The following is an 18,800-nucleotide window of genomic DNA, read 5'->3' as shown; positions in this document are numbered from 1 at the left end:
CGATGCGTGGATCAAGCTCCCAGGAGGCCCTCCCATGCATCGATATCTGCTGACCACCGTTGCCGCGTTCGTTCTGAGCGCCGGCACAGCGTTCGCCCAGGGCGAAGGCGAATTCCCAGCGACGCTCTCCGGCCATGCCGTGATGCCGGCCGAGTCCTTCGTCGAGGCGCCGGCCGATGCCCCGAACGATCTCAAGACCTCCGGCAAATACACCACCGGCAAGCGCATCGACGCGATCGGCAGCGTGATGGGCAAGTCCTATGAGCGTCCGACCGGGGTGTCGCTCCCGTTCAAGGGACAACCTCTCCAGGGCCACTCCGGCATCAAGAAGATGGCCGACGGCACGTTCTGGGTCCTCACCGACAACGGCATGGGCTCGCGCTACAACTCGCCCGACTCGATGCTCTATCTGAACCACCACAAGATCGACTGGACCAGCGGCAAGGTCGAGCGGCTCGAGACGATCTTCCTGCATGATCCCGACAGGAAGGTGCCCTTCCGCATCGTCCATGAGGACACCGCCAAGCGCTATTTGACCGGTGCTGATTTCGATACCGAGGGCTTCCAGATCATCGGCGACAATCTCTGGATCGGCGACGAGTTCGGTCCCTACGTCATCAAGGCGGACAGGACCGGCAAGGTGCTGGCCGCGTTCGACACGGTCGCCGACGGCAAGCCGGTGCGCTCGCCCGACCATTGGGCGGTGCAATCGCCGGGCGCGCCAGGCGCGACCTATGCGAACGTCAACCTGCGGCGCTCGAAGGGCTACGAAGGCTTCGCGTCCTCGGTCGACGGCAAGTTCATCTACGGCCTGCTCGAAGGCCCGCTGTGGGACGCCGAGAAGAAGGATTGGGAGAAGGTCGACGGCAAGGAAGCCTCGCGCATCCTCGAATTCGACGTCGCGGCGGAGCGGTTCACCGGCCGGTATTGGCAGTACGTGTTCGAGCAGAACGGCAACGCGATCGGCGACTTCAACATGATCGATCCGACCCAGGGTCTGATCATCGAGCGCGACAATGGCGAGGGCACCAGCGACAAGGCCTGCCCGCAGGGCACGCGCGGCGACAACTGCTTTCCCGATCTCGCCAAGTTCAAGCGCGTCTACAAGATCGAACTGTCCGACGCCAACGTCGGCAAGCCGGTCCGCAAGATCGCCTCTATCGACCTGATGAAGATCAAGGATCCGGACAAAAAGGCGCGCAAGCCGCTCAACGACGGCGTGCTCGCCTTCCCGTTCTTCACGATCGAGAATGTCGACCGCGTCGACGACACCCACATCATCGTCGGCAACGACAACAACCTGCCGTTCTCGTCCAGCCGGGATCCCAACAAGGCCGACGACAACGAGTTCGTGCTGCTGGAGGTCGGCGACTTCCTCAAGGCCAAGTGACGGCTGGCACGCCTACGACTTGACGGCCGCCGTTGATCCGAGAGCCCCGGATCAACGGCGCGCCGGGCCTGATCAGGCCGTTCGCACCTTCGCCATGAAGCCATCGACGGCCTGCTGCAGCAGGCCCGACTGGCTGTCGAGCTCACGCGCGCTCGACAGCACTTCGGAGGCAGCCATGCCGGTCGCTTCCGCCGCCTTGGTAACGCCACCGATATGGGCGCTGATCTCGTTGGAGCCTGCAGCGACGGACTGGATGTTGCGGGCGATCTCGCGCGTCGCGTCGCCCTGCTGCGCGATCGAGGTCGAGATCGAATTGGTGATCTCGCTCATCTGCGCGATGGTCTGGGTGATGCCGCTGATGGCGGTGACCGCATCCTGGGTCGAGGTCTGCATCGCCGCGACCTGTGCCGAAATCTCCTCGGTCGCCTTCGCCGTCTGGTTGGCGAGCGCCTTCACCTCCGAGGCGACGACGGCAAAGCCCTTGCCGGACTCGCCGGCGCGCGCGGCTTCGATGGTGGCGTTCAGCGCCAGCAGGTTGGTCTGCGCCGCGATCGAGTGGATCAGCTTGACGACCTCGCCGATCTTCTCGGCGCCGGTCGACAGCACCTGAACGGTCGCATTGGTGCGCTCCGCATCGCCCACGGCTTTGCTCGCAATCTCGCTGGAACGGGCGACCTGGCGCGAAATCTCATTGACCGAGCTCGACAGCTCTTCGGCCGCGGCCGCGACCGTGCCGACATTGTCATTGGCGCTCTGGGTGGCGGCGCTGACGGTCGAGGCGCGCGAGCTGGCGTCGCTCGCGGTCGAGGTCATCGATTGCGCGGTGTGCTGCATGCCCTCGGCCGCCGACGCCACCGAGCGGACGATGCCGTTGACGCTGCGCTCGAAGTCGGCGGCAAGGTTCTGCATGGCCGCGGTCCGCTCGGCGGCCGCGCGCTGCTGGGTGGCGGCCTCGGCCTGCTCAAGCTCGCGCATCCGCAGCGCGTTGTCCTTAAAGATCTGGACGGTGGCAGCCATCCCGCCGATCTCGTCGCCGCGGCCGACACCGGGAATCTCGCCATCGAGCCGGCCATCGGCGATCTCGCGCATGCGGATGCCGAGACGATCGAGCGGCACGCTGATGCTGCGGCTGATCAGCCAGGCGATCCCGCCGGCGATGACCGCGATGCCCGCGCAGGCCATCCAGATCAGCCATTTCAGGGGCTTCATCTTCGCATCGAGATCGTCGACATAGACGCCGGTGCCCACGAACGTATTCCAGCCGGGAATCATCACCGCATAGGAGATCTTGCGGGTCGGCTGCTCCTGACCGGGACGCAGATATTCGTAGTGCAAGGTGACTTCGCCGTCCTTGGCAACGCCGTCGCGCAGCTCGACAACGAGCTTGCGGCCGTTGAGCTCGAAATCGATCACATTCGAGCCACGCTGCTTCGGATCCTGGGACAACACCACGTTGCCATCCATCGTGTAGGCGAACAGATAACCCATGCCCTTGTCGAAGGTCATCGTTCTCGCGCGATTGACGAACTCGTCGAGCGCGGCCTCCTTCGTCAGCTTGCCGGCTTCGACCTCCTTGATGAGGCCCATGGCCATGTTACGCGCGGTCTCGACGATCGCCCGGCACTGTTCGATGCGGGCGTCGACCATCTCCTTTTGCATCAGAGTGCCGGCAAACGTACCGGCCGCGGCAAGGCCCAGCATCGCCACGCCGACGACGATGGCGAGCTTGGGGGCGATCTTCAGGTTATTCAGCAGCACGTAACGAACTCCGCCCGGTCCCCGATCGACGACCTCGATCTGTCAAGGTGAGCTGCTGGTCAACTGATCAGGCGATGGTTAGATTTCGGTTGCAAACGCCCCCCGTAGAAACCCGGATCAGCTCGAGACAACGGCATCCCGGACCGGGACCGCAGCGGAGGCCGGCCGCAACGGCGCAAACTCCTCGGCGGTCAGCGTCTCCTTGGCGATCAGGAGCGCGACGCCACGCTCGAGGTCCGGGCGATGGCTTTCGAGGATCGCGCGAGCGCGGACGCCGCCGTCTGCGATCAGATCCCGCACGGCGAGATCGATCTCGCGGCCGGTCTCCTCCGCCGCCGACACGATCTGATCCTGTGGCTGCAGGAACGAGACCTGTGGACGCGGCGCGTATGTGCGCTGCCCGACGGTCGCATCCATCCCGTATTTGGTGACCATCTCGATCGCGATCTCGGTCGCACGCTGCAGATCGTCGGCGGCACCGGTCGAGACGTCGCCGTCGAAGATCAACTGCTCGGAAGCCCGTCCGCCCATCAGCACGGCGATGCGGTTCTTCAATTCGCTGACCGCGAGCAGGAAGCGATCCTCGGTCGGGCGCTGCATCGTGTAGCCGAGCGCGCCGACGCCGCGCGGAATGATCGAGACCTTCTGCACCGGATCGACGCCGACGAGATTGGCCGCGACCAGCGCGTGCCCCATCTCGTGATAGGCGACGCGGCGGCGCTCGGCGGGACTGAGCACGCGGCTCTTCTTCTCGATACCGGCGACGATGCGCTCGATCGCCATCGTGAAATCGTCGAACGTCACCTCGTGGCCCTTGCGGCGCGTCGCCGCTATCGCAGCCTCGTTGATCAGGTTGGCGAGGTCGGCGCCGGTGAAGCCGGTCGTCAGGGCCGCGACCTTGTCGAGATCGACGCTGTCGGCGACCGTGATCTTGCGGACATGCACCTTGAGAATGGCCAGCCGCCCGCCCCTGTCGGGACGGTCGACCAGCACCTGCCGATCGAAGCGGCCAGCGCGCATGAGTGCGGGATCGAGGATCTCCGGCCGGTTGGTCGCGGCGAGCAGGATGACGCCGGAGCTTGGGTCGAAGCCGTCGAGCTCCGCCAGCAATTGATTGAGCGTCTGCTCCTTCTCGTCGTAGCCGCCAAACTGGCCGCCGCCGCTTCGGCTGCGCCCGAGGGCATCGAGCTCGTCGATGAAGATGATGCAGGGCGCGGCCTTGCGCGCCTGCTCGAACAGGTCGCGCACCCGCGCGGCGCCGACGCCGACGAACATCTCGACGAATTCGGATCCGGAGATGGAGAAGAACGCCACACCCGCTTCGCCCGCGACGGCGCGCGCGAGCAGGGTCTTGCCGGTGCCGGGCGGGCCGACCAGCAGGATGCCCTTGGGCACGTGTGCGCCGAGCCGGCCATAGCTCTTCGGATCCTTCAGGAACTGCACGACCTCCTGCAGCTCGAACTTGGCCTCGTCGACGCCAGCGACATCGGCGAAGGTCACCTTGGTGTCGGTCTCGACATAGACCTTGGCGCGCGACTTGCCGATCGACATCAGGCCGCCGAAGCCCTGGCGGTCCATCACCTTGCGGCCGAGGAACACCCAGATCAGATAGAACATCAGCGCCGGCACGACCCAGGACAGCAGCGCCTGAATCAGCCCGCCCGAGGGCACGCCGGTCACCGTCACGCCCTTCGCGGCAAGCTTCGCCGCCAACGGCGGATCGACGCGCGTGGTGATGAACGAGGTCTTGCCGTCCGGCTGCTTGTCCTTGAACTTGCCCTGTATCGTGTCCTGGCCAACCGCCACTTCGGTGATCTTGCCCTGCTCGATCAGCTGCTCGAACTGGCTATAGGGAATGGTTTCGACCGTGTTGTAGGTCGTCAGCAGCCATTGCAGCATCAGCATGCCGACGCCGGCGAGGAAGATGTAGCCGACGGCGACGGCCTGCTTGCGGGTGTTCGGGTCGGATTCCATGGCGGCGCTCTCGGTCGAGTTCGATCACGGCCGGACAGGACGTGATCGAACGGGTTCCCACGCGCATAACAGGAGCGGGACCGGGCGGCTTGTCATGGATCAAACGGCGCCGGCCCGTGGCCTCACGCCCCGCTTCAACCCGACGGCTGCATCACGATCGACTTGTCCTTCGGCCAGCGCACCCGCCAGGCGAAGGCGATATCCTTGGCCTCGCCCGGTTTGGCGTCGATGACCCATTCGACGACGCCGCGGCGATCGCGCACGTTCGTCGACGTCGCCGGCGTGGTCGCGGGCAGCATCTCGACCACGATCTCCTCGTTCTCGCTGACCGGCAGCTGATCCTGGATCGCGACCTTCACCGGGAAGTCGTGCGCGTTGCGGACAGTCGTCTTGAAGGCGCGCTCGTCGATCTTCGCCGTCGTCACGATCAGACCGGCCGAACCTTCGTTCCGTTTGACGACACTGCGCTCGACTTTGACCTTGTCGTCGGCCCCGAAGCCGAGGCGGACGGCCTCATCCTTGCCGGCGGCGGCCAATTTGCTCGTACCGACGAACATTCCGTCGCGGTAGATCGAGACCTTGCCCGGCAGCAGCGGCGCGTCCTCGGCTTGCGTGAAGCTCGCCTCGAGATAGGCGGTGGGATCCGCGACCGGCGCGGAGCGAATGATGAGCTCCGGCGTGATCGTCGCGGTCGAGATGCGCAGGCTCTTGGCGCCGTCATTGGCGTTGACGCTGACGCGTCCAGGGAGGCGGAAGGCAGTCTGGAAGGCGCCGATCTCCGGGACCGTTTGCATCTCCTCGGCCTTCTCAGGGACTCCTGAGCTTCCCGCTCCGAAGCGGAGGAACTCCTGTACCCGCTTGTCCGCAGGCGCTGCCGCGGGGGCGCTAATTGACCGAGGCGCCGGCGGTGGCGGCGGATACTGCGCGATCACCGTCCTGAGCTCCGGCGCGCTGCCGCCGCGCCCCGTGCGCACCGTCGAGACCGAAAGCGCGACATCGGACCAATCCTCACCCGTGGTTTGCTGGATTTCGGCGCGGCGCACGAGCTCCAAAGCCGGCTTGCGGTCCTTCGCCGAGGTGTCGAGGCGGGCATCATAGAGCGGCACCCAGCGGGCACTGCGCACCGCGTAGGTCACGCGGAGCGTCGCCTTGGTCGCTGCTGCAGCCGACAATTCGATCCGCACCTCCAGCTTGCTCGGGGGCTTCGTCGTGAGATTGTCCTGCAGGCGCGCGATCTCGCGATCGATCTCGCGCTGCTTGCGCTCGGCATCACGGATCGCCGCGTCGGCCTGTCCAACCTCGTCGGCAACGGCGGCGAACGCGGCACGCCATTCTGTGATCGGACGCGCCTCGCCCTTCTCGCCGAGCCCGGCCGGTGACGCCTCGGCAAAACGCTCGGCAAACTTCTTGCGCGCCAGGGCCGCGGCGATCGTGCCATCGAGATTGGCGCGCTCGTCCTTCAGCGCTTCGATGCGCTTGTCAATATCGGGCAGGTTGACCGGCGGCGCCGCACGCGGTGGCTTGGCGTCGACGGTGCCGATCACGAGCTTGGCGCCGGCCTCGCCTTCCACACGAAGCGAGGACGCATCGAGTCCGAGCGGGAAGTCCTTGGCGATCGCCGTCGTGTCGCCGGCGGGAAGGTCGAGCGAGATGACCCGGGTCACGGTCGCGCCGTCGGGATACACGGTGACGGCATCGACGGTGGACGTCGTGTCGAGGTTTGCCGCATGGCCCGGCGCTGCCGCCAGCGAGGCACCGAGAACGAGAGTTGTCGTAACCAGCCACGTCGTTCGCATTGCCATCGATCTCTCCGTATTCCAGCGCCCCTGAGAACCGGATGAGCCGGTCCCTTGCGGGGCGTTAGACGCCACGAGAGGTCCGCGGGTTCAAATCGCGCGACCGCAAAGCTTGCCGTTGAAATTCCGCCGAGCACAGACGAGCACAGAAAAGGGCAGCACGGCCACGGTGCCGTGCTGGCCCTTTCCGGTCGGTCAATTTGGCCCAGCGCGTGAAGAGTTGAGGTCTGGTTGCGAACCGCGAAGGATGTGCGCTCCCTCTCCCGCTTGTGGGGGAGGGCTGGGGTGGGGGTGTCTCCTCGATTGAGGCTGCCCGAGTGGAGGGAGCCCCCACCCGGCGCTTCGCGCCGACCTCCCCCGCAAGCGGGAGAGGTGAACTGAGCCAGCGGCTAAGTCGATTCAACCAAGAAGCACCGCGCGCTCCAGCGCGTCATCAGAACGCCAGCGCCTTGGCCTGCTTGACCTGCGGCAATGCCTGGATCTTGCCGAGCAGCTCGGCCGGCACCGCACCGTCGACCTCGACCAGCGCGATCGCGTCGCTGCCCGGCGCCACGCGGCCAAGATGGAAGGTCGCGATGTTGATCTTGGCGTCGCCCAGGAGGCTTGCGAACTTGCCGATGAAGCCCGGCTTGTCCTCGTTGGTGACGTAGATCATCGACTTGCCGAACTCGGCGTCGACACGGATGCCCTTGATGTCGACGAGACGCGGCTTGCCGTCGGCGTAGACCGTGCCCGACACCGCGCGCTCCTGATGCTCGGTGGTGACCGCGACCGTGATCAGGCTCTCATAGTCGCTCTCGCCGGCGCGCAGCACCTCGTCGACGACCATGCCGCGCTCCTTGGCGATGACCGGTGCCGACACGACGTTGACCTCGCCCAGCATCGGCCGCAGCAGCCCGGCCAGCACCGCCGAGGTCAGCGCCCGGGTCTTCATCTCCGCGACGTGGCCTTCATAGGTGATCTGGATCTTGGTGATGCTGCTTTCGGTGAGCTGGCCCGCGAACGAGCCGAGCTTCTCGGCGAGCGCGATGAACGGCTTCAGCTTGGGCGCTTCTTCCGCGGTGATCGACGGAAAATTGATCGCGTTCGAGATCGCGCCGGTGAGCAGGTAGTCCGACATCTGCTCGGCGATCTGCAGCGCGACGTTCTCCTGCGCTTCCGTGGTCGAAGCGCCGAGATGCGGCGTGCAGATCACATTGGCATGACCGAACAGCGGATTGCTGGTCGCCGGCTCCTCGGCGAACACGTCGAGCGCCGCACCCGCGACATGCTTGCTGTCGAGGGCCTCGAGCAGCGCCTGCTCGTCGATCAGGCCGCCGCGCGCGCAATTGATGATGCGCACGCCCCGCTTCATCTTGGCGATCGCCGCGGCATCGATGATGTTGCGGGTCTTGTCGGTCAGCGGCGTGTGCAGCGTGATGAAGTCGGCGCGCTTCAGCAGCTCCTCGAGCTCGACCTTCTCGACACCGAGATCAAGCGCGCGCTCCTCGGTGAGGAACGGGTCGAACCCGATCACCTTCATGCGCAGGCCCTGCGCACGGTCGCAGACGATCGAGCCGATATTGCCGCAGCCGATCACGCCCAGGGTCTTGCCGGTGATCTCGACGCCCATGAAGCGGTTCTTCTCCCACTTGCCGGCCTGGGTCGAGGCGTCGGCCTGCGGGATCTCGCGCGCCAGCGACAACATCATCGTGATCGCGTGCTCGGCGGTCGTGATCGAATTGCCGAACGGCGTGTTCATCACGATGATGCCCTTGGCGGTCGCCGCGGGAATCTCGACATTGTCGACGCCGATGCCGGCGCGGCCGATCACCTTGAGCCGCTTGGCGCGCTCGATGATCTTGGCCGTGGCCTTGGTCGCGGAGCGAATCGCAAGGCCGTCATAGTCGCCGATGATGTCGGCGAGCTTGTCCTTGTCCTTGCCGAGATTGGGCTGGAAGTCGACCTCGATGCCGCGATCCTTGAAGATCTGCACGGCAGCCGGCGACAGCGCATCGGAAATGAGAACTTTGGGTTTGGACATGACGATGTTCCTTCACGCCCTCCTTAGCGGAGGGGCGGCGCATGGCGCCGGAATGAGGTGAAAGCTGTCTGCTCGTAGGGTGGGCAAAGCGACTTGCCCACCGTAGCTCTTCAAGCGAAGGCGGGAGCGCGCCCGCCGTTCTTTCTTGTCAGGTGACATGGATGGTGGGCACGGCGTGTTGCGCCTTTGCCCACCCTACGAAGAACGGATGCGCCTCAGGCCGCCTTCGGCAGCGCGGCCTTGGCTTCAGCGAATGCCCAGTCGATCCAGTGCGTCAGCAGAGCGACGTCGCTCGCTTCCACCGTGGCGCCGCACCAGATGCGCAGGCCGGCCGGCGCATCGCGATAATGCGCGAAGTCGAAGCCTGCATTCTCCTTCTCGACCAGCGACACCAGCTTCTTCGCGAACTCCGCCTGGGCATCGGCCGACAGCGATGTGATCGCGGGATCGACGACCTTGAGGCACACTGAGGTGTTGGAGCGGATGGCGGGATCCTTGGCGAGAAAATCGATCCACGGCGTCCGCGCCTTCCAGTCCGCCAGCACCTTGGTGTTGGCGTCGGCGCGGGCGATCAGCGCCTTGAGGCCGCCGATCGACTTGCCCCAGTTGAGCGCGTCCAGATAGTCCTCGACGCACAGCATCGAGGGCGTGTTGATGGTCTCGCCCTCGAAAATGCCGGCGTTGAGCTTGCCGCCCTTGGTGAGGCGGAAGATCTTCGGCAGCGGCCAAGCCGGCTTGTAGGTCTCGAGACGCTCCACCGCGCGCGGCGAGAGGATGAGCATGCCATGCGCGGCCTCGCCGCCAAGCGCCTTCTGCCAGGAGAAGGTGACGACGTCGAGCTTCGGCCAGTCGAGGGCTTGCGCGAATGCGGCCGAGGTGGCGTCGCAGATCGTCAGGCCTTCACGGCTCGCGCTGATCCAGTCGGCATTCGGGACACGCACGCCCGACGTGGTGCCGTTCCAGGTGAAGACCACGTCGCTTGCCGGATCGACTTTCGACAGATCGGGGATCTCGCCATAACCGGCGTGCAGCTTGGTGACGTCCTTGAGCTTGAGCTCCTTGACGATGTCGCTGACCCAGCCTTCGCCGAAGGATTCCCAGGCGATCGTGGTGACGGGCCGCGCACCGAGCAGCGACCATAGCGCCATCTCGACCGCGCCGGTGTCGGATGCGGGCACGATACCGATCTTGTAGTCGGCCGGCACTTCGAGGACATCGCGCGTCAGCTCGATGGCCTGCTTGAGCTTGGCCTTGCCGATCTTCGCGCGGTGCGAACGGCCGAGGGGGGCGTCCTTGAGATTTTCGGAGGTCCATCCGGGGCGCTTGGCGCAGGGGCCGGAGGAGAAATGCGGCACGGCAGGCCGCTGCGAAGGCTTCGCTGCAGTCATCGTCTATCCTTCCAGATAGTAAGCCTCCCGTTGGGGGGAGGTGTCCCGCCGGCGTGAATACGGGAAGGGTCGTTCCGCGTCAAGGAACTTCGCGCCCTCTTGTCGGCGTTCACGCAGTCGTGCTGGCATGCAAGCGAATGCAATTCATTCCGGTGCGGCACCGACCGGTGCCTGACCAGCCGGCGGACGATGCAGGAAGGTCATCGAGGCATAGGCGCCGATCCAGGAGCCGACCGCCGCAAACGCGACGTAGATCCAGTTCTCGGTGTAGCTGATCACGGCGAAGGACGAGAGCGTGTACCAGATCGAGCTCCAGGTCGCCGCTGACACTCGCCGCTTGGCAACGACCGCCGAAGTGAACATGACGTAAACCGCATCGGTCGCTGCAGTCGCCAGCACGACACCGAAGGCCGTCAGTGGATTGATCGCCGACATCGTCCCTCCTCTTCGTTGTGCTGCACCAAGCGACGTCATTGTCTCGCCGAACGCATCCATGCACAATGACGCGATCTGCACGCGCCAAACAACAAGGACAGAACAATGGAACGCGTCCGCCTCGGGAGGAGCCCGCTCGACATCACCCGCCTCGGCCTCGGCACGGCGCCGCTCGGCGGCCTGTTCGATCCGGTCAGCGATGGCGATGCCGAAGCCACGATCGCTGCGGCGTGGGCGCGCGGGGTGCGCTTCTACGACACCGCGCCGCTCTACGGCTTCGGCCTCGCCGAGCAGAGGCTCGGTGCATTTCTGCGCCATCAGCCGCGCGACAGCTACGTGATCTCGACCAAGGTCGGCCGGCTGTTGCGGCCGGACCCGGCCGCCTTGGGCGAATATCCGCACTACAAGGGCACGCCGCCGCTGCGGCCGCAGTTCGACTATTCCTACGACGGCGTGATGCGTTCGGTCGAGGAGAGCCTGGTTCGGCTCGGCCTGGATCGCGTCGACATCCTGCTCGTGCATGATCCCGACGATCACTATGACGAAGCCGTGGCTGGCGCCTTCCGTGCCCTGCAGCGGCTGCGCGACGACGGCAGCATCAAGGCGATCGGCGCCGGCATGAACCAGTCGGAGATGCTGACGCGCTTCGCCGAGGCCGTTCCGGTCGACTGCTTTCTCCTGGCGGGCCGCTACACGCTGCTCGACCAGGGCGCGCTGACGGCGCTGTTTCCGATCTGCCGCGCGAAGAACATCGCCATCATTCTCGGCGGCATCTACAACAGCGGCATCCTGGCCAATCCTTACGGACCGGCGAAGTTCAACTACGAAGATGCCGATGCCGCCTTGGTGGCCCGCGCGCGCCAGCTCGACGCCCTGTGCAAGCAACACGGCACCGAGCTCAAGGCCGCCGCGATCCAGTTCTGTCTCGCCCATCCCGCCGTCACCGTCGGCCTGCAGGGCGCGCGCAGTGCGCAGGAGGCGGCCGACAACATCGCGTTGGCGCAGGCGCGAATCCCCGACACGTTCTGGCGCGACCTGCGCGCCAGCAATCTGATCGATGCGCGCGCACCGCTGCCGGGAGAGGCGTCATGAGCCGCGTCATCGATGCGCATCAGCACTTCTGGGATCCCGGCCGCGCCGACTATCCGTGGATGGCCGGCGACGCGCTGGCGCCGATCCGCCGTCCGTTCGGTCCTGCCGACCTTGCTCCGCTGCTCGCCGAGAATGGTCTCGAGGCCAGCATCCTGGTGCAGACGCGGTCGTCGCTCGACGAGACCGAGGAATTCCTGCGCATCGCGCACACGACGCCGTTCGTCGCCGGCGTCGTCGGCTGGGTCGACCTGAGCGATCCATCGGTAGGGTCGACGATCGACAGGCTGCGCGGCCTGCCCGGCGGCGACAAGCTGGTCGGCGTCCGCCACCAGGTCCATGACGAGGCCGATCCGGCGTGGATCTATCGCGGCGATGTCAGGCGCGGCCTCGACATCGTGTTCGCGCACGACCTGACCTACGATCTGCTGGTGCGCACGCGCGAGCTGCCGGCGGCGATCGCGACCGTGCGCGCGTTTCCAAGAGCACGCTTCGTGCTGGACCACGCCGCCAAGCCGCCGATCGTAACCGGGTTCGATCAGGACTGGGCCGATCGCATCGCCGAGCTCGGGGCCTGCGGCAATGTCTGGTGCAAGGTGTCGGGGCTGGCGACGGAAGCCGTCTGGACCGACTGGGATGCCGGGCGGCTGTTTCCCTATGTCGCGCACGTCGCACGCTGCTTCGGCGCCGACAGGCTGATCTTCGGCTCGGACTGGCCGGTGTGTCTGCTCGCCGGCAGCTATGGCGAAATCAAGCAGGCGCTCGAGCATTGCCTGACCCGGCTCGGTGCCGAGGTCCGCGACAAGGCCTTCGGCCCGAACGCCGTCGCAGCCTACCGCCTGCCGCTCTGATTAGATCAGAACCGCATCACCATGCCGAAATGGCTCTTGGCGAAGCCGAGCCGCTCATAGAAGCGCTGTGCGTCGGTGCGGCTCTGATGCGTCATGAGCTCGACCAGATTGCAGCGCCGGCTGCGGGCCTCGGCGATCGCCCATTGCAGTAGCTGCTCGCCGATGCCGCGGCTGCGGCGGTCGGTTGCGACCCGAACGTCTTCGATCAGCGCGCGCGACGCACCTTGCGAGCTGAGCCCGGGCAGGATGCAGAGTTGCAGGCAGCCGACCACCCTGCCCGCCTCCACGGCGACGACCAGGGTGATATTCGCATCCCGCACGATCGCCTCGAACGCGTCGTAATAGGACTGCGGCAACGGCTGCTCGACACGCTCGCGCGCCCGGCCGAGATGATCGTCGGCGAGCATGGCGACAATGGCGCCGACGTCGTCGCGTTGCGCAGGCCGGATCATGATGGACATGAGCTTTCAGGACAGGCTTGCAGACGGCTCAGAACTTGTAGCCGAGGCCCGCGCGCACCGTGTTGATGCTGGTGTCGACCGTCGAGGTGAAGCGGATGTATTCGTATTCGGCCCGCGCAAACAGGCCGCCGACGAGATTGACGTCGACGCCGAGACCGGCGCTGTAGCCATAGATCAGGTGATTGTGCTGAATGTTGTTGGCGCTGAGCGGCGCGAGCGGCGTGTAGGTCCCCAGGAAAGTGGTGCTGACTCGATCCTGAACCGTCACGGACTGGCCGAGATCTGCATTGCCGAGCGCAAGGCCGAAGAACCCATAAGGCAGGAAACAGCCCATTGCATAGCCGGCACGCCCCCGGATCGTTGCCATGTCGGTGATCGAGATCTGCGAGGACTGCGTCGAGGTCACGGCGTGAAAGTTGCCGTCAGACAGTGCGGCCGTGCTGACAAGCGTGCGGCTCGAAGAGGCCATGCCGCCATACTTGCCATGCAGATAGCTCGCCTCGACGCCGAGCACGACGTCGTCCCACTGACTGTTGTAGCCGACGAAGGCGCCGAAGCCAGATGCGCGCGAGGACTGCTTGCCGAGATTGGGGTTCCACGACGATACCTGCATCTGGCTCTCGATCAGCGTGTTGGCAAGCACCGCCGCCGTGATGTTCTTGGTCGAGCCGTTGAAATTTTCATCGGACGAGCCGTAGCCGCCCTGGACGCCGACGTAATAGCCGTCCCAGTTGACCCGCGAATTGTTCAGACCCTCGGTCAGGCCGCCCCGCAGGATCGGAAGGTCGGACAAGTCCGCGGCCTGCGCCGCGGAGATCATGCCGCACACCGAAACCGCCACCACCAGGCTACGCATCGCAACGCTCCAATCAGCACTTGAACTCTCTGTTCCGATCATCGCGCGTTAACCTTAATCATTCGTTGTCGCAGCGCTCAGCACGGAAATTCTTTCAGCGCGGAGGCGTTCGAACAGCGGGATCAGAAACGCCAAACGGCGCGGGACGCCCGCGCCGCTTGATTGTTTACAGTGACAAGGACCGCTCGGCTCAGCCCTTGCGGATCAAGGGCGGCATCATCGGGGGCGGCGGAGGCTGGTCGAAATTCCAGCGCACGCCGAGCTTCAGGTCGTGCGAGGTGATGTCCTTGAACTTGAAGACGTTGCCGGTGGTGTTGCCGATATAGTCGGACAGGACGCCGGTCTGCCCTTGACCGAGATCGACGTAGCTGTAGGCCAGCTCCAACACCAGGTTCGGATTGACGTTGTAGGCGAGACCCGCATGGGCCGCCCAGGCGAAATTCCATTTCGAGGAGGTCGGCGCCGTCGCGAAGCTCGTGGTCGTGAACGGAAGGTTGTTGATGCCTGTGTCGGTGAAGTTCGAGACCGTCACCCGCGCACCGCCGACACCAGCGCCGATGAACGGCGTCACGCACCACCAGGTGCCGAGATCGACATAGGCGTTGGCGAGCACCAGCCATTCGGACTTGCTGCCGCTGTAATTGTCGATGCCGCTATAGGGCACGCCGCCCGCCGTAGCATTGAAGCGGTCGGTGGCCTTGAAGTTCGAATTGCCGCGATACTGGCCGGTGACGTCGGCGCGGAACCAGCTGTTGAAGCGATAGCCGACGCCGACGCCGTAGATGCCCGCGGTGTCGAACGCCGAGGTCTGGTTGAACGACGTCATCGGCGTGTAGGCGGATTCGCGCGAGTAATGAACGTCCTTGACCTTTTGATTGCTGAAGCCGATGTCGCCGCGCAGATACCAGCCGCCGAAATCGGCCGCCGGCGGCGGCGCGTAGACCGGAGGAGGCGCGATGGGCATGTCGGCCGCAAAGGCGAGAGTTGAAAACAGAGAGGCCGCTCCAGCGGCGATCAAAGACTTAACGCTACGCATTGGCTTCGTCCCTTTGGCCGGTGAGGCGATCGAGAATCCGGCCCCACATCACAACTGACGACCGTACAATCGCGCCAAATGCTTAAGCGGCGCTTAACCCTAATTATTAAGGTTGATATTTCCTGAGCGCACAAGAACCGTTAACGACCGCGCAACACGTCCTAACAATTCGTCATCTCCGTCTCGCACTCGTGGTAAACATCAACTAATTAGTTCAACTTAAAATTGTCAACGTCGCTCTCTCCAGACGGAGCGATCGCATATGGCGATCTGCGTTTTGTGCCGTCTGCTCCCACATCGTCGTGGCCGGCCTGTCCCGGCCAGCCACGTCCTTGTTGCGCTCGGAAGGAACGTCGTGGATGCCCGGGTCAAGCCCGGGCACGACGTAACAGATTGGCAGACTTGCCCGCCGCGATTGGCCGATTTCATCGATGCATCGCCCTGTCCTGGCCCCTGCCCGCTTTACGACGAGCTGCGGATCGCGCCGGCAGACCCGAGCCCACCGCTCTCGCGCGCAGGAAGACAAGCTGCCAACAAAACGGCCTGCCATCAGACGATGATGGCAGGCCGCAAGGGCCGAATATGACGGTTGATGATTATGCGGCGGCCGCAGCCGCGTTGCCGACCGCAGCAACGATCTCGTCGACGACCTCCTCGACCAGATCGCGGTCGTCACCCTCGCCCATCACGCGGATCACCGGCTCGGTTCCGGAGGAGCGCACGAGCAGTCGGCCATGGCCGTTGAGGCGCTTCTGTCCGGTGTCGATCGCCGACTTCACCTCGTCCGCGTCGAGTGGCTTGCCGCTGCGATAGCGGACGTTCTTGAGGATCTGCGGCAGCGGATCGAAGCGATGGCAGACCTCGGAGACCGGACGGCGCAGCCTCTGCACCGTCGCCAGCACCTGCAGCGCCGCGACGAAGCCGTCCCCCGTGGTCGCGTAGTCCGAGAGAATGATATGGCCCGACTGCTCGCCGCCGAGATTGTAGCCGTCGGCCAGCATGCGCTCGAGAACATAGCGGTCGCCGACCGGCGTGCGCACCAGCTCGAGCCCCTGCCCCTGCAGGAAGCGCTCGAGACCGAGATTGGACATCACGGTCGCGACGATACCGGCGCGCGCCAGGCGGCCGTCCTCCTTCCAGCTCTGCGCGATGACCGCGAGCAGCTGGTCGCCATCGACGATGTGGCCGCGCTCGTCGACCAGGATCACGCGATCCGCGTCGCCGTCGAGCGCGATGCCGATGTCGGCGCGCATTTCCCGTACCTTCCGGCACAGTGCCTCCGGCGAGGTCGAGCCGCATTCCTTGTTGATGTTGAAGCCGTCCGGCTCCACGCCGATCGAGATCACGTCGGCACCCAGCTCCCACAGCGCCTCGGGCACGACCTTGTAGGCCGCACCATTGGCGCAATCGACCACGACGCGCAGGCCGTCGAGCGAGAGGTCGCGCGGCAGGGTGCGCTTGGCGAATTCGATATAGCGATCGTGCACGCCGTCGATGCGGCGGGCGCGGCCGAGGCTCGCGCTCTGCGCCAGCTTCTTGTCGAGCGACTCGTCCAGCAGCTGCTCGATCTGCTTCTCGACATCGTCTGACAGCTTGAAGCCCTGCGGCCCGAACAGCTTGATGCCGTTGTCCTCGAACAGATTGTGCGAGGCCGAGATCATGACGCCGAGATCGGCGCGCATCGACTTGGTGAGCATGGCGACCGCCGGCGTCGGCATCGGGCCGACCAGCAGCACGTCCATGCCGACCGAGGTGAAGCCGGCCACCATCGCGTATTCGATCATGTAGCCGGACAGGCGGGTATCCTTGCCGATCACCACCCGGTGGCGATGCTCGCCGCGCTGAAACAGAAGACCTGCGGCCTGCCCGACCTTGAGCGCGAGTTCCGGCGTGATCAGGCCGTTGGCGCGGCCACGAATCCCATCGGTCCCGAAATAGTTACGGCTCATATGACCCCCAGCAACGGCTTCTGGATTTCGTTACCGGCGGGGGCGAATCACATGGCAAGCCCCTCCGGTCAGCCCGCGGGTTATAGTCGCCTTAAAGCTAAGATGGCTTCAAAAAATGTGATCAATCATTACCACGAAACCGCCACGACCTCCGTAAGTTATTGTTAAGGCTAATTTTTCACTCGACCTGACGGCTCCGGAGGGCCACCCGTCGGAGCGCCCCTGCGGCAGGAATGAGCTCGCTCCGGCAGCCGCTGACGTCCTGTTGCGGCACGCTCGCAGTTTGCGTGTCTTGCCCGGCCGCCGTGGCGGTTCCCAAGTTGGATTTGGCAGGCGCCGCAAAGATGCTAGAGGACTGCCGAGCCCAAGAAACGAGACGTCGGTGGGGGAGTCGAAGAGCGCGATGAAACACGTCACCTGCATTGAAGACCTGCGCCTGCTGCACAAGCGCCGCGTACCCAAAGCCTTCTTCGACTACGCCGATCGGGGCTCCTATGCCGAGGAGACGCTGCGCGCCAACCGCGACGATCTGCAGAAGATCAAATTCCGCCAGCGCATCCTGGTCGACGTGTCCAAGCGCGATCTGTCGACGACGATCCTTGGCGAGCCGTCATCGATGCCGCTGATCCTGGCGCCGGTCGGCCTTCTGGGCATGCAGCACGGCGACGGCGAGATTCACGCCTGCCGCGCCGCCCAGGCCGCCGGCATCCCGTTCACGCAGAGCACGATGTCGATCTGCTCGATCGAGGACATCGCGGGCAGCGTCGAGAAGCCGTTCTGGTTCCAGCTCTACGTCATGAAGGACCGCGGCTTCATCAAGGCCCTGGTCGAGCGCGCGATCGCTGCGAAGTGCAGCGCACTATGCCTGACCGTCGACCTGCAGGTGATCGGCCAGCGCCACCAGGACATCAAGAACGGCATGAGCGTGCCGCCGGAATGGACGCTGTCGAAGCTGTTCGACTTCGCCACCAAGCCGGCCTGGGTGCAGGGTGTGCTGCAGGGCAAGCGCCGCACCTTCGGCAACATCGCCGGCCACGTGAAGAACACCGAGGATCTCACCAAGCTCTCGGCCTGGACCGCAGCGCAGTTCGACACCTCGCTGAACTGGAAGGATGTCGACTGGATCCGCTCGATCTGGCCGGGCAAGCTGATCATCAAGGGCATCCACGACATCGAGGACGCCAAGCTCGCGGCCGCGACCGGCGCGCAGGCGCTTGTCGTCTCCAACCATGGCGGCCGCCAGCTCGACGGCGCACCGTCCTCGATCCACGTGCTGCCCGGCATTGCGGAAGCGGTCGGCGACAAGATCGAGATCATGTTCGACGGCGGCATCCGCTCCGGCCAGGACGTGATGCGCGCGCTCGCGCTCGGCGCCAAGTCGTGCATGCTCGGCCGCGCCTATGCCTACGGCCTCGGCGCCGGCGGCCAGGCCGGCGTCGCCAAGGCGATCGACATCATCCGCAACGAGCTGCTGACGACGATGGGCCTGTGCGGCGTCAACACGGTGGCCGAGATCGACCGGAAGGTGCTGGCGGATTGATCGACACTTAACCGGTTGGGGCAAAGCATGACGCTGGTCTCACGCCGTGATGATCCGAAGCGCTTGCCAAGCAAAAGCTGTCGTCCCTGCGAACGCAGGGACCCATAGCCACCGCTGTCAGTTATTTCGGGCGGTCGCGCCACTGCATGGTGCGTTTGGGCATCTGCTCAGACTAAGACACCCTGGCATGCCCCGACACTCCATCCTGGGGTTATGAGTCCCTGCGTTCGCAGGGACGACACCTTTTGTCAGGA

14 protein-coding genes are annotated in these 18,800 nt (G+C 65.1%); 4 read left to right on the top strand and 10 right to left on the bottom strand.

Translation table 11 applies throughout. The features are described from left to right. Window positions 1–34: 34 nt before the first annotated feature. Window positions 35–1,390, top strand: a complete 1,356-nt coding sequence (locus QW881_RS24940; protein WP_316159075.1) for an esterase-like activity of phytase family protein — start codon at window positions 35–37, stop codon at window positions 1,388–1,390. A 72-nt stretch (window positions 1,391–1,462) separates the two neighbouring features. On the opposite strand, the gene QW881_RS24935 is transcribed toward QW881_RS24940, so the two are convergent. The 6 genes from QW881_RS24935 to QW881_RS24910 all read right to left on the bottom strand — a co-directional run bounded on the left by QW881_RS24935 (window position 1,463) and on the right by QW881_RS24910 (window position 10,764). Further along, on the bottom strand, window positions 1,463–3,148 hold the full coding sequence (locus QW881_RS24935; RefSeq protein WP_315771877.1) for a methyl-accepting chemotaxis protein: 1,686 nt from the start codon (window positions 3,146–3,148) through the stop codon (window positions 1,463–1,465). 117 nt (window positions 3,149–3,265) lie between these two features. Beyond that, complete coding sequence (ftsH, locus tag QW881_RS24930; RefSeq protein WP_316159076.1) at window positions 3,266–5,122, bottom strand: ATP-dependent zinc metalloprotease FtsH; 1,857 nt, start codon at window positions 5,120–5,122, stop codon at window positions 3,266–3,268. A 134-nt stretch (window positions 5,123–5,256) separates the two neighbouring features. Further along, window positions 5,257–6,918 carry a mucoidy inhibitor MuiA family protein gene (locus tag QW881_RS24925; RefSeq protein WP_316159089.1) on the bottom strand — a complete coding sequence of 554 codons (1,662 nt, stop codon included), beginning with the start codon at window positions 6,916–6,918 and terminating at the stop codon, window positions 5,257–5,259. 433 nt (window positions 6,919–7,351) lie between these two features. Beyond that, the gene (serA, locus tag QW881_RS24920) at window positions 7,352–8,941 is read right to left on the bottom strand and encodes a phosphoglycerate dehydrogenase (protein ID WP_316159077.1); all 1,590 of its coding nucleotides are present in this window, start codon (window positions 8,939–8,941) and stop codon (window positions 7,352–7,354) included. A gap of 215 nt (window positions 8,942–9,156) precedes the next feature. Further along, entirely contained in the window at window positions 9,157–10,329 is a 1,173-nt protein-coding gene (locus QW881_RS24915) for a phosphoserine transaminase (protein WP_316159078.1), read from the bottom strand. 144 nt (window positions 10,330–10,473) lie between these two features. Next, window positions 10,474–10,764 (bottom strand): hypothetical protein, encoded by a 291-nt coding sequence (locus QW881_RS24910; RefSeq protein ID WP_316159079.1) that lies wholly within the window; start codon window positions 10,762–10,764, stop codon window positions 10,474–10,476. Window positions 10,765–10,869: 105 nt separating this feature from the next. On the opposite strand from QW881_RS24910, the gene QW881_RS24905 reads away from it, so the two are divergent. After that, window positions 10,870–11,856, top strand: a complete 987-nt coding sequence (locus QW881_RS24905) for an aldo/keto reductase (protein ID WP_315757327.1) — start codon at window positions 10,870–10,872, stop codon at window positions 11,854–11,856. Further along, entirely contained in the window at window positions 11,853–12,704 is an 852-nt protein-coding gene (locus QW881_RS24900) for an amidohydrolase family protein (RefSeq protein WP_315757328.1), read from the top strand. Before QW881_RS24905 ends, QW881_RS24900 begins: the two co-directional genes overlap by 4 nt. Window positions 12,705–12,709: 5 nt before the next feature. Here the strand turns inward: QW881_RS24900 and QW881_RS24895 are convergent, their stop codons facing one another. The 4 genes from QW881_RS24895 to glmM all read right to left on the bottom strand — a co-directional run bounded on the left by QW881_RS24895 (window position 12,710) and on the right by glmM (window position 17,006). Continuing rightward, on the bottom strand, window positions 12,710–13,165 hold the full coding sequence (locus QW881_RS24895) for a GNAT family N-acetyltransferase (RefSeq protein ID WP_315757329.1): 456 nt from the start codon (window positions 13,163–13,165) through the stop codon (window positions 12,710–12,712). 28 nt (window positions 13,166–13,193) lie between these two features. Next, a complete protein-coding gene (locus tag QW881_RS24890; protein ID WP_315733923.1) occupies window positions 13,194–14,021 on the bottom strand; it encodes an outer membrane protein in 828 nt (275 codons plus the stop codon). 190 nt (window positions 14,022–14,211) lie between these two features. Beyond that, the gene (locus tag QW881_RS24885; RefSeq protein ID WP_315757330.1) at window positions 14,212–15,057 is read right to left on the bottom strand and encodes an outer membrane protein; all 846 of its coding nucleotides are present in this window, start codon (window positions 15,055–15,057) and stop codon (window positions 14,212–14,214) included. A gap of 596 nt (window positions 15,058–15,653) precedes the next feature. Beyond that, window positions 15,654–17,006: a phosphoglucosamine mutase gene (gene glmM / locus QW881_RS24880; protein ID WP_315733925.1), complete on the bottom strand. Its 1,353-nt coding sequence runs from the start codon at window positions 17,004–17,006 to the stop codon at window positions 15,654–15,656. A 403-nt stretch (window positions 17,007–17,409) separates the two neighbouring features. On the opposite strand from glmM, the gene QW881_RS24875 reads away from it, so the two are divergent. Continuing rightward, window positions 17,410–18,546: an alpha-hydroxy acid oxidase gene (locus QW881_RS24875; protein WP_316159080.1), complete on the top strand. Its 1,137-nt coding sequence runs from the start codon at window positions 17,410–17,412 to the stop codon at window positions 18,544–18,546. Window positions 18,547–18,800: the final 254 nt, after the last annotated feature.

Origin of the sequence: Bradyrhizobium sp. SZCCHNS3016 (assembly GCF_032484535.1) — a bacterium.
Classification (GTDB): Bacteria; Pseudomonadota; Alphaproteobacteria; order Rhizobiales; family Xanthobacteraceae; genus Bradyrhizobium.
Note: the sequence above shows the minus strand (reverse complement) of the source record. Positions and strands in the feature narration are given on the sequence as shown.

Coding starts and splice junctions, on each gene's coding strand:
- QW881_RS24925 (WP_316159089.1), bottom strand. CDS start 6,918: ATGCGAACGACGTGGCTGGTTACGACAACTCTCGTTCTCGGTGCCTCG.
- QW881_RS24940 (WP_316159075.1), top strand. CDS start 35: ATGCATCGATATCTGCTGACCACCGTTGCCGCGTTCGTTCTGAGCGCC.
- QW881_RS24900 (WP_315757328.1), top strand. CDS start 11,853: ATGAGCCGCGTCATCGATGCGCATCAGCACTTCTGGGATCCCGGCCGC.
- QW881_RS24905 (WP_315757327.1), top strand. CDS start 10,870: ATGGAACGCGTCCGCCTCGGGAGGAGCCCGCTCGACATCACCCGCCTC.
- serA (WP_316159077.1), bottom strand. CDS start 8,941: ATGTCCAAACCCAAAGTTCTCATTTCCGATGCGCTGTCGCCGGCTGCC.
- QW881_RS24890 (WP_315733923.1), bottom strand. CDS start 14,021: ATGCGTAGCCTGGTGGTGGCGGTTTCGGTGTGCGGCATGATCTCCGCG.
- QW881_RS24895 (WP_315757329.1), bottom strand. CDS start 13,165: ATGTCCATCATGATCCGGCCTGCGCAACGCGACGACGTCGGCGCCATT.
- ftsH (WP_316159076.1), bottom strand. CDS start 5,122: ATGGAATCCGACCCGAACACCCGCAAGCAGGCCGTCGCCGTCGGCTAC.
- QW881_RS24910 (WP_316159079.1), bottom strand. CDS start 10,764: ATGTCGGCGATCAATCCACTGACGGCCTTCGGTGTCGTGCTGGCGACT.
- glmM (WP_315733925.1), bottom strand. CDS start 17,006: ATGAGCCGTAACTATTTCGGGACCGATGGGATTCGTGGCCGCGCCAAC.
- QW881_RS24875 (WP_316159080.1), top strand. CDS start 17,410: ATGAAACACGTCACCTGCATTGAAGACCTGCGCCTGCTGCACAAGCGC.
- QW881_RS24885 (WP_315757330.1), bottom strand. CDS start 15,057: ATGCGTAGCGTTAAGTCTTTGATCGCCGCTGGAGCGGCCTCTCTGTTT.
- QW881_RS24915 (WP_316159078.1), bottom strand. CDS start 10,329: ATGACTGCAGCGAAGCCTTCGCAGCGGCCTGCCGTGCCGCATTTCTCC.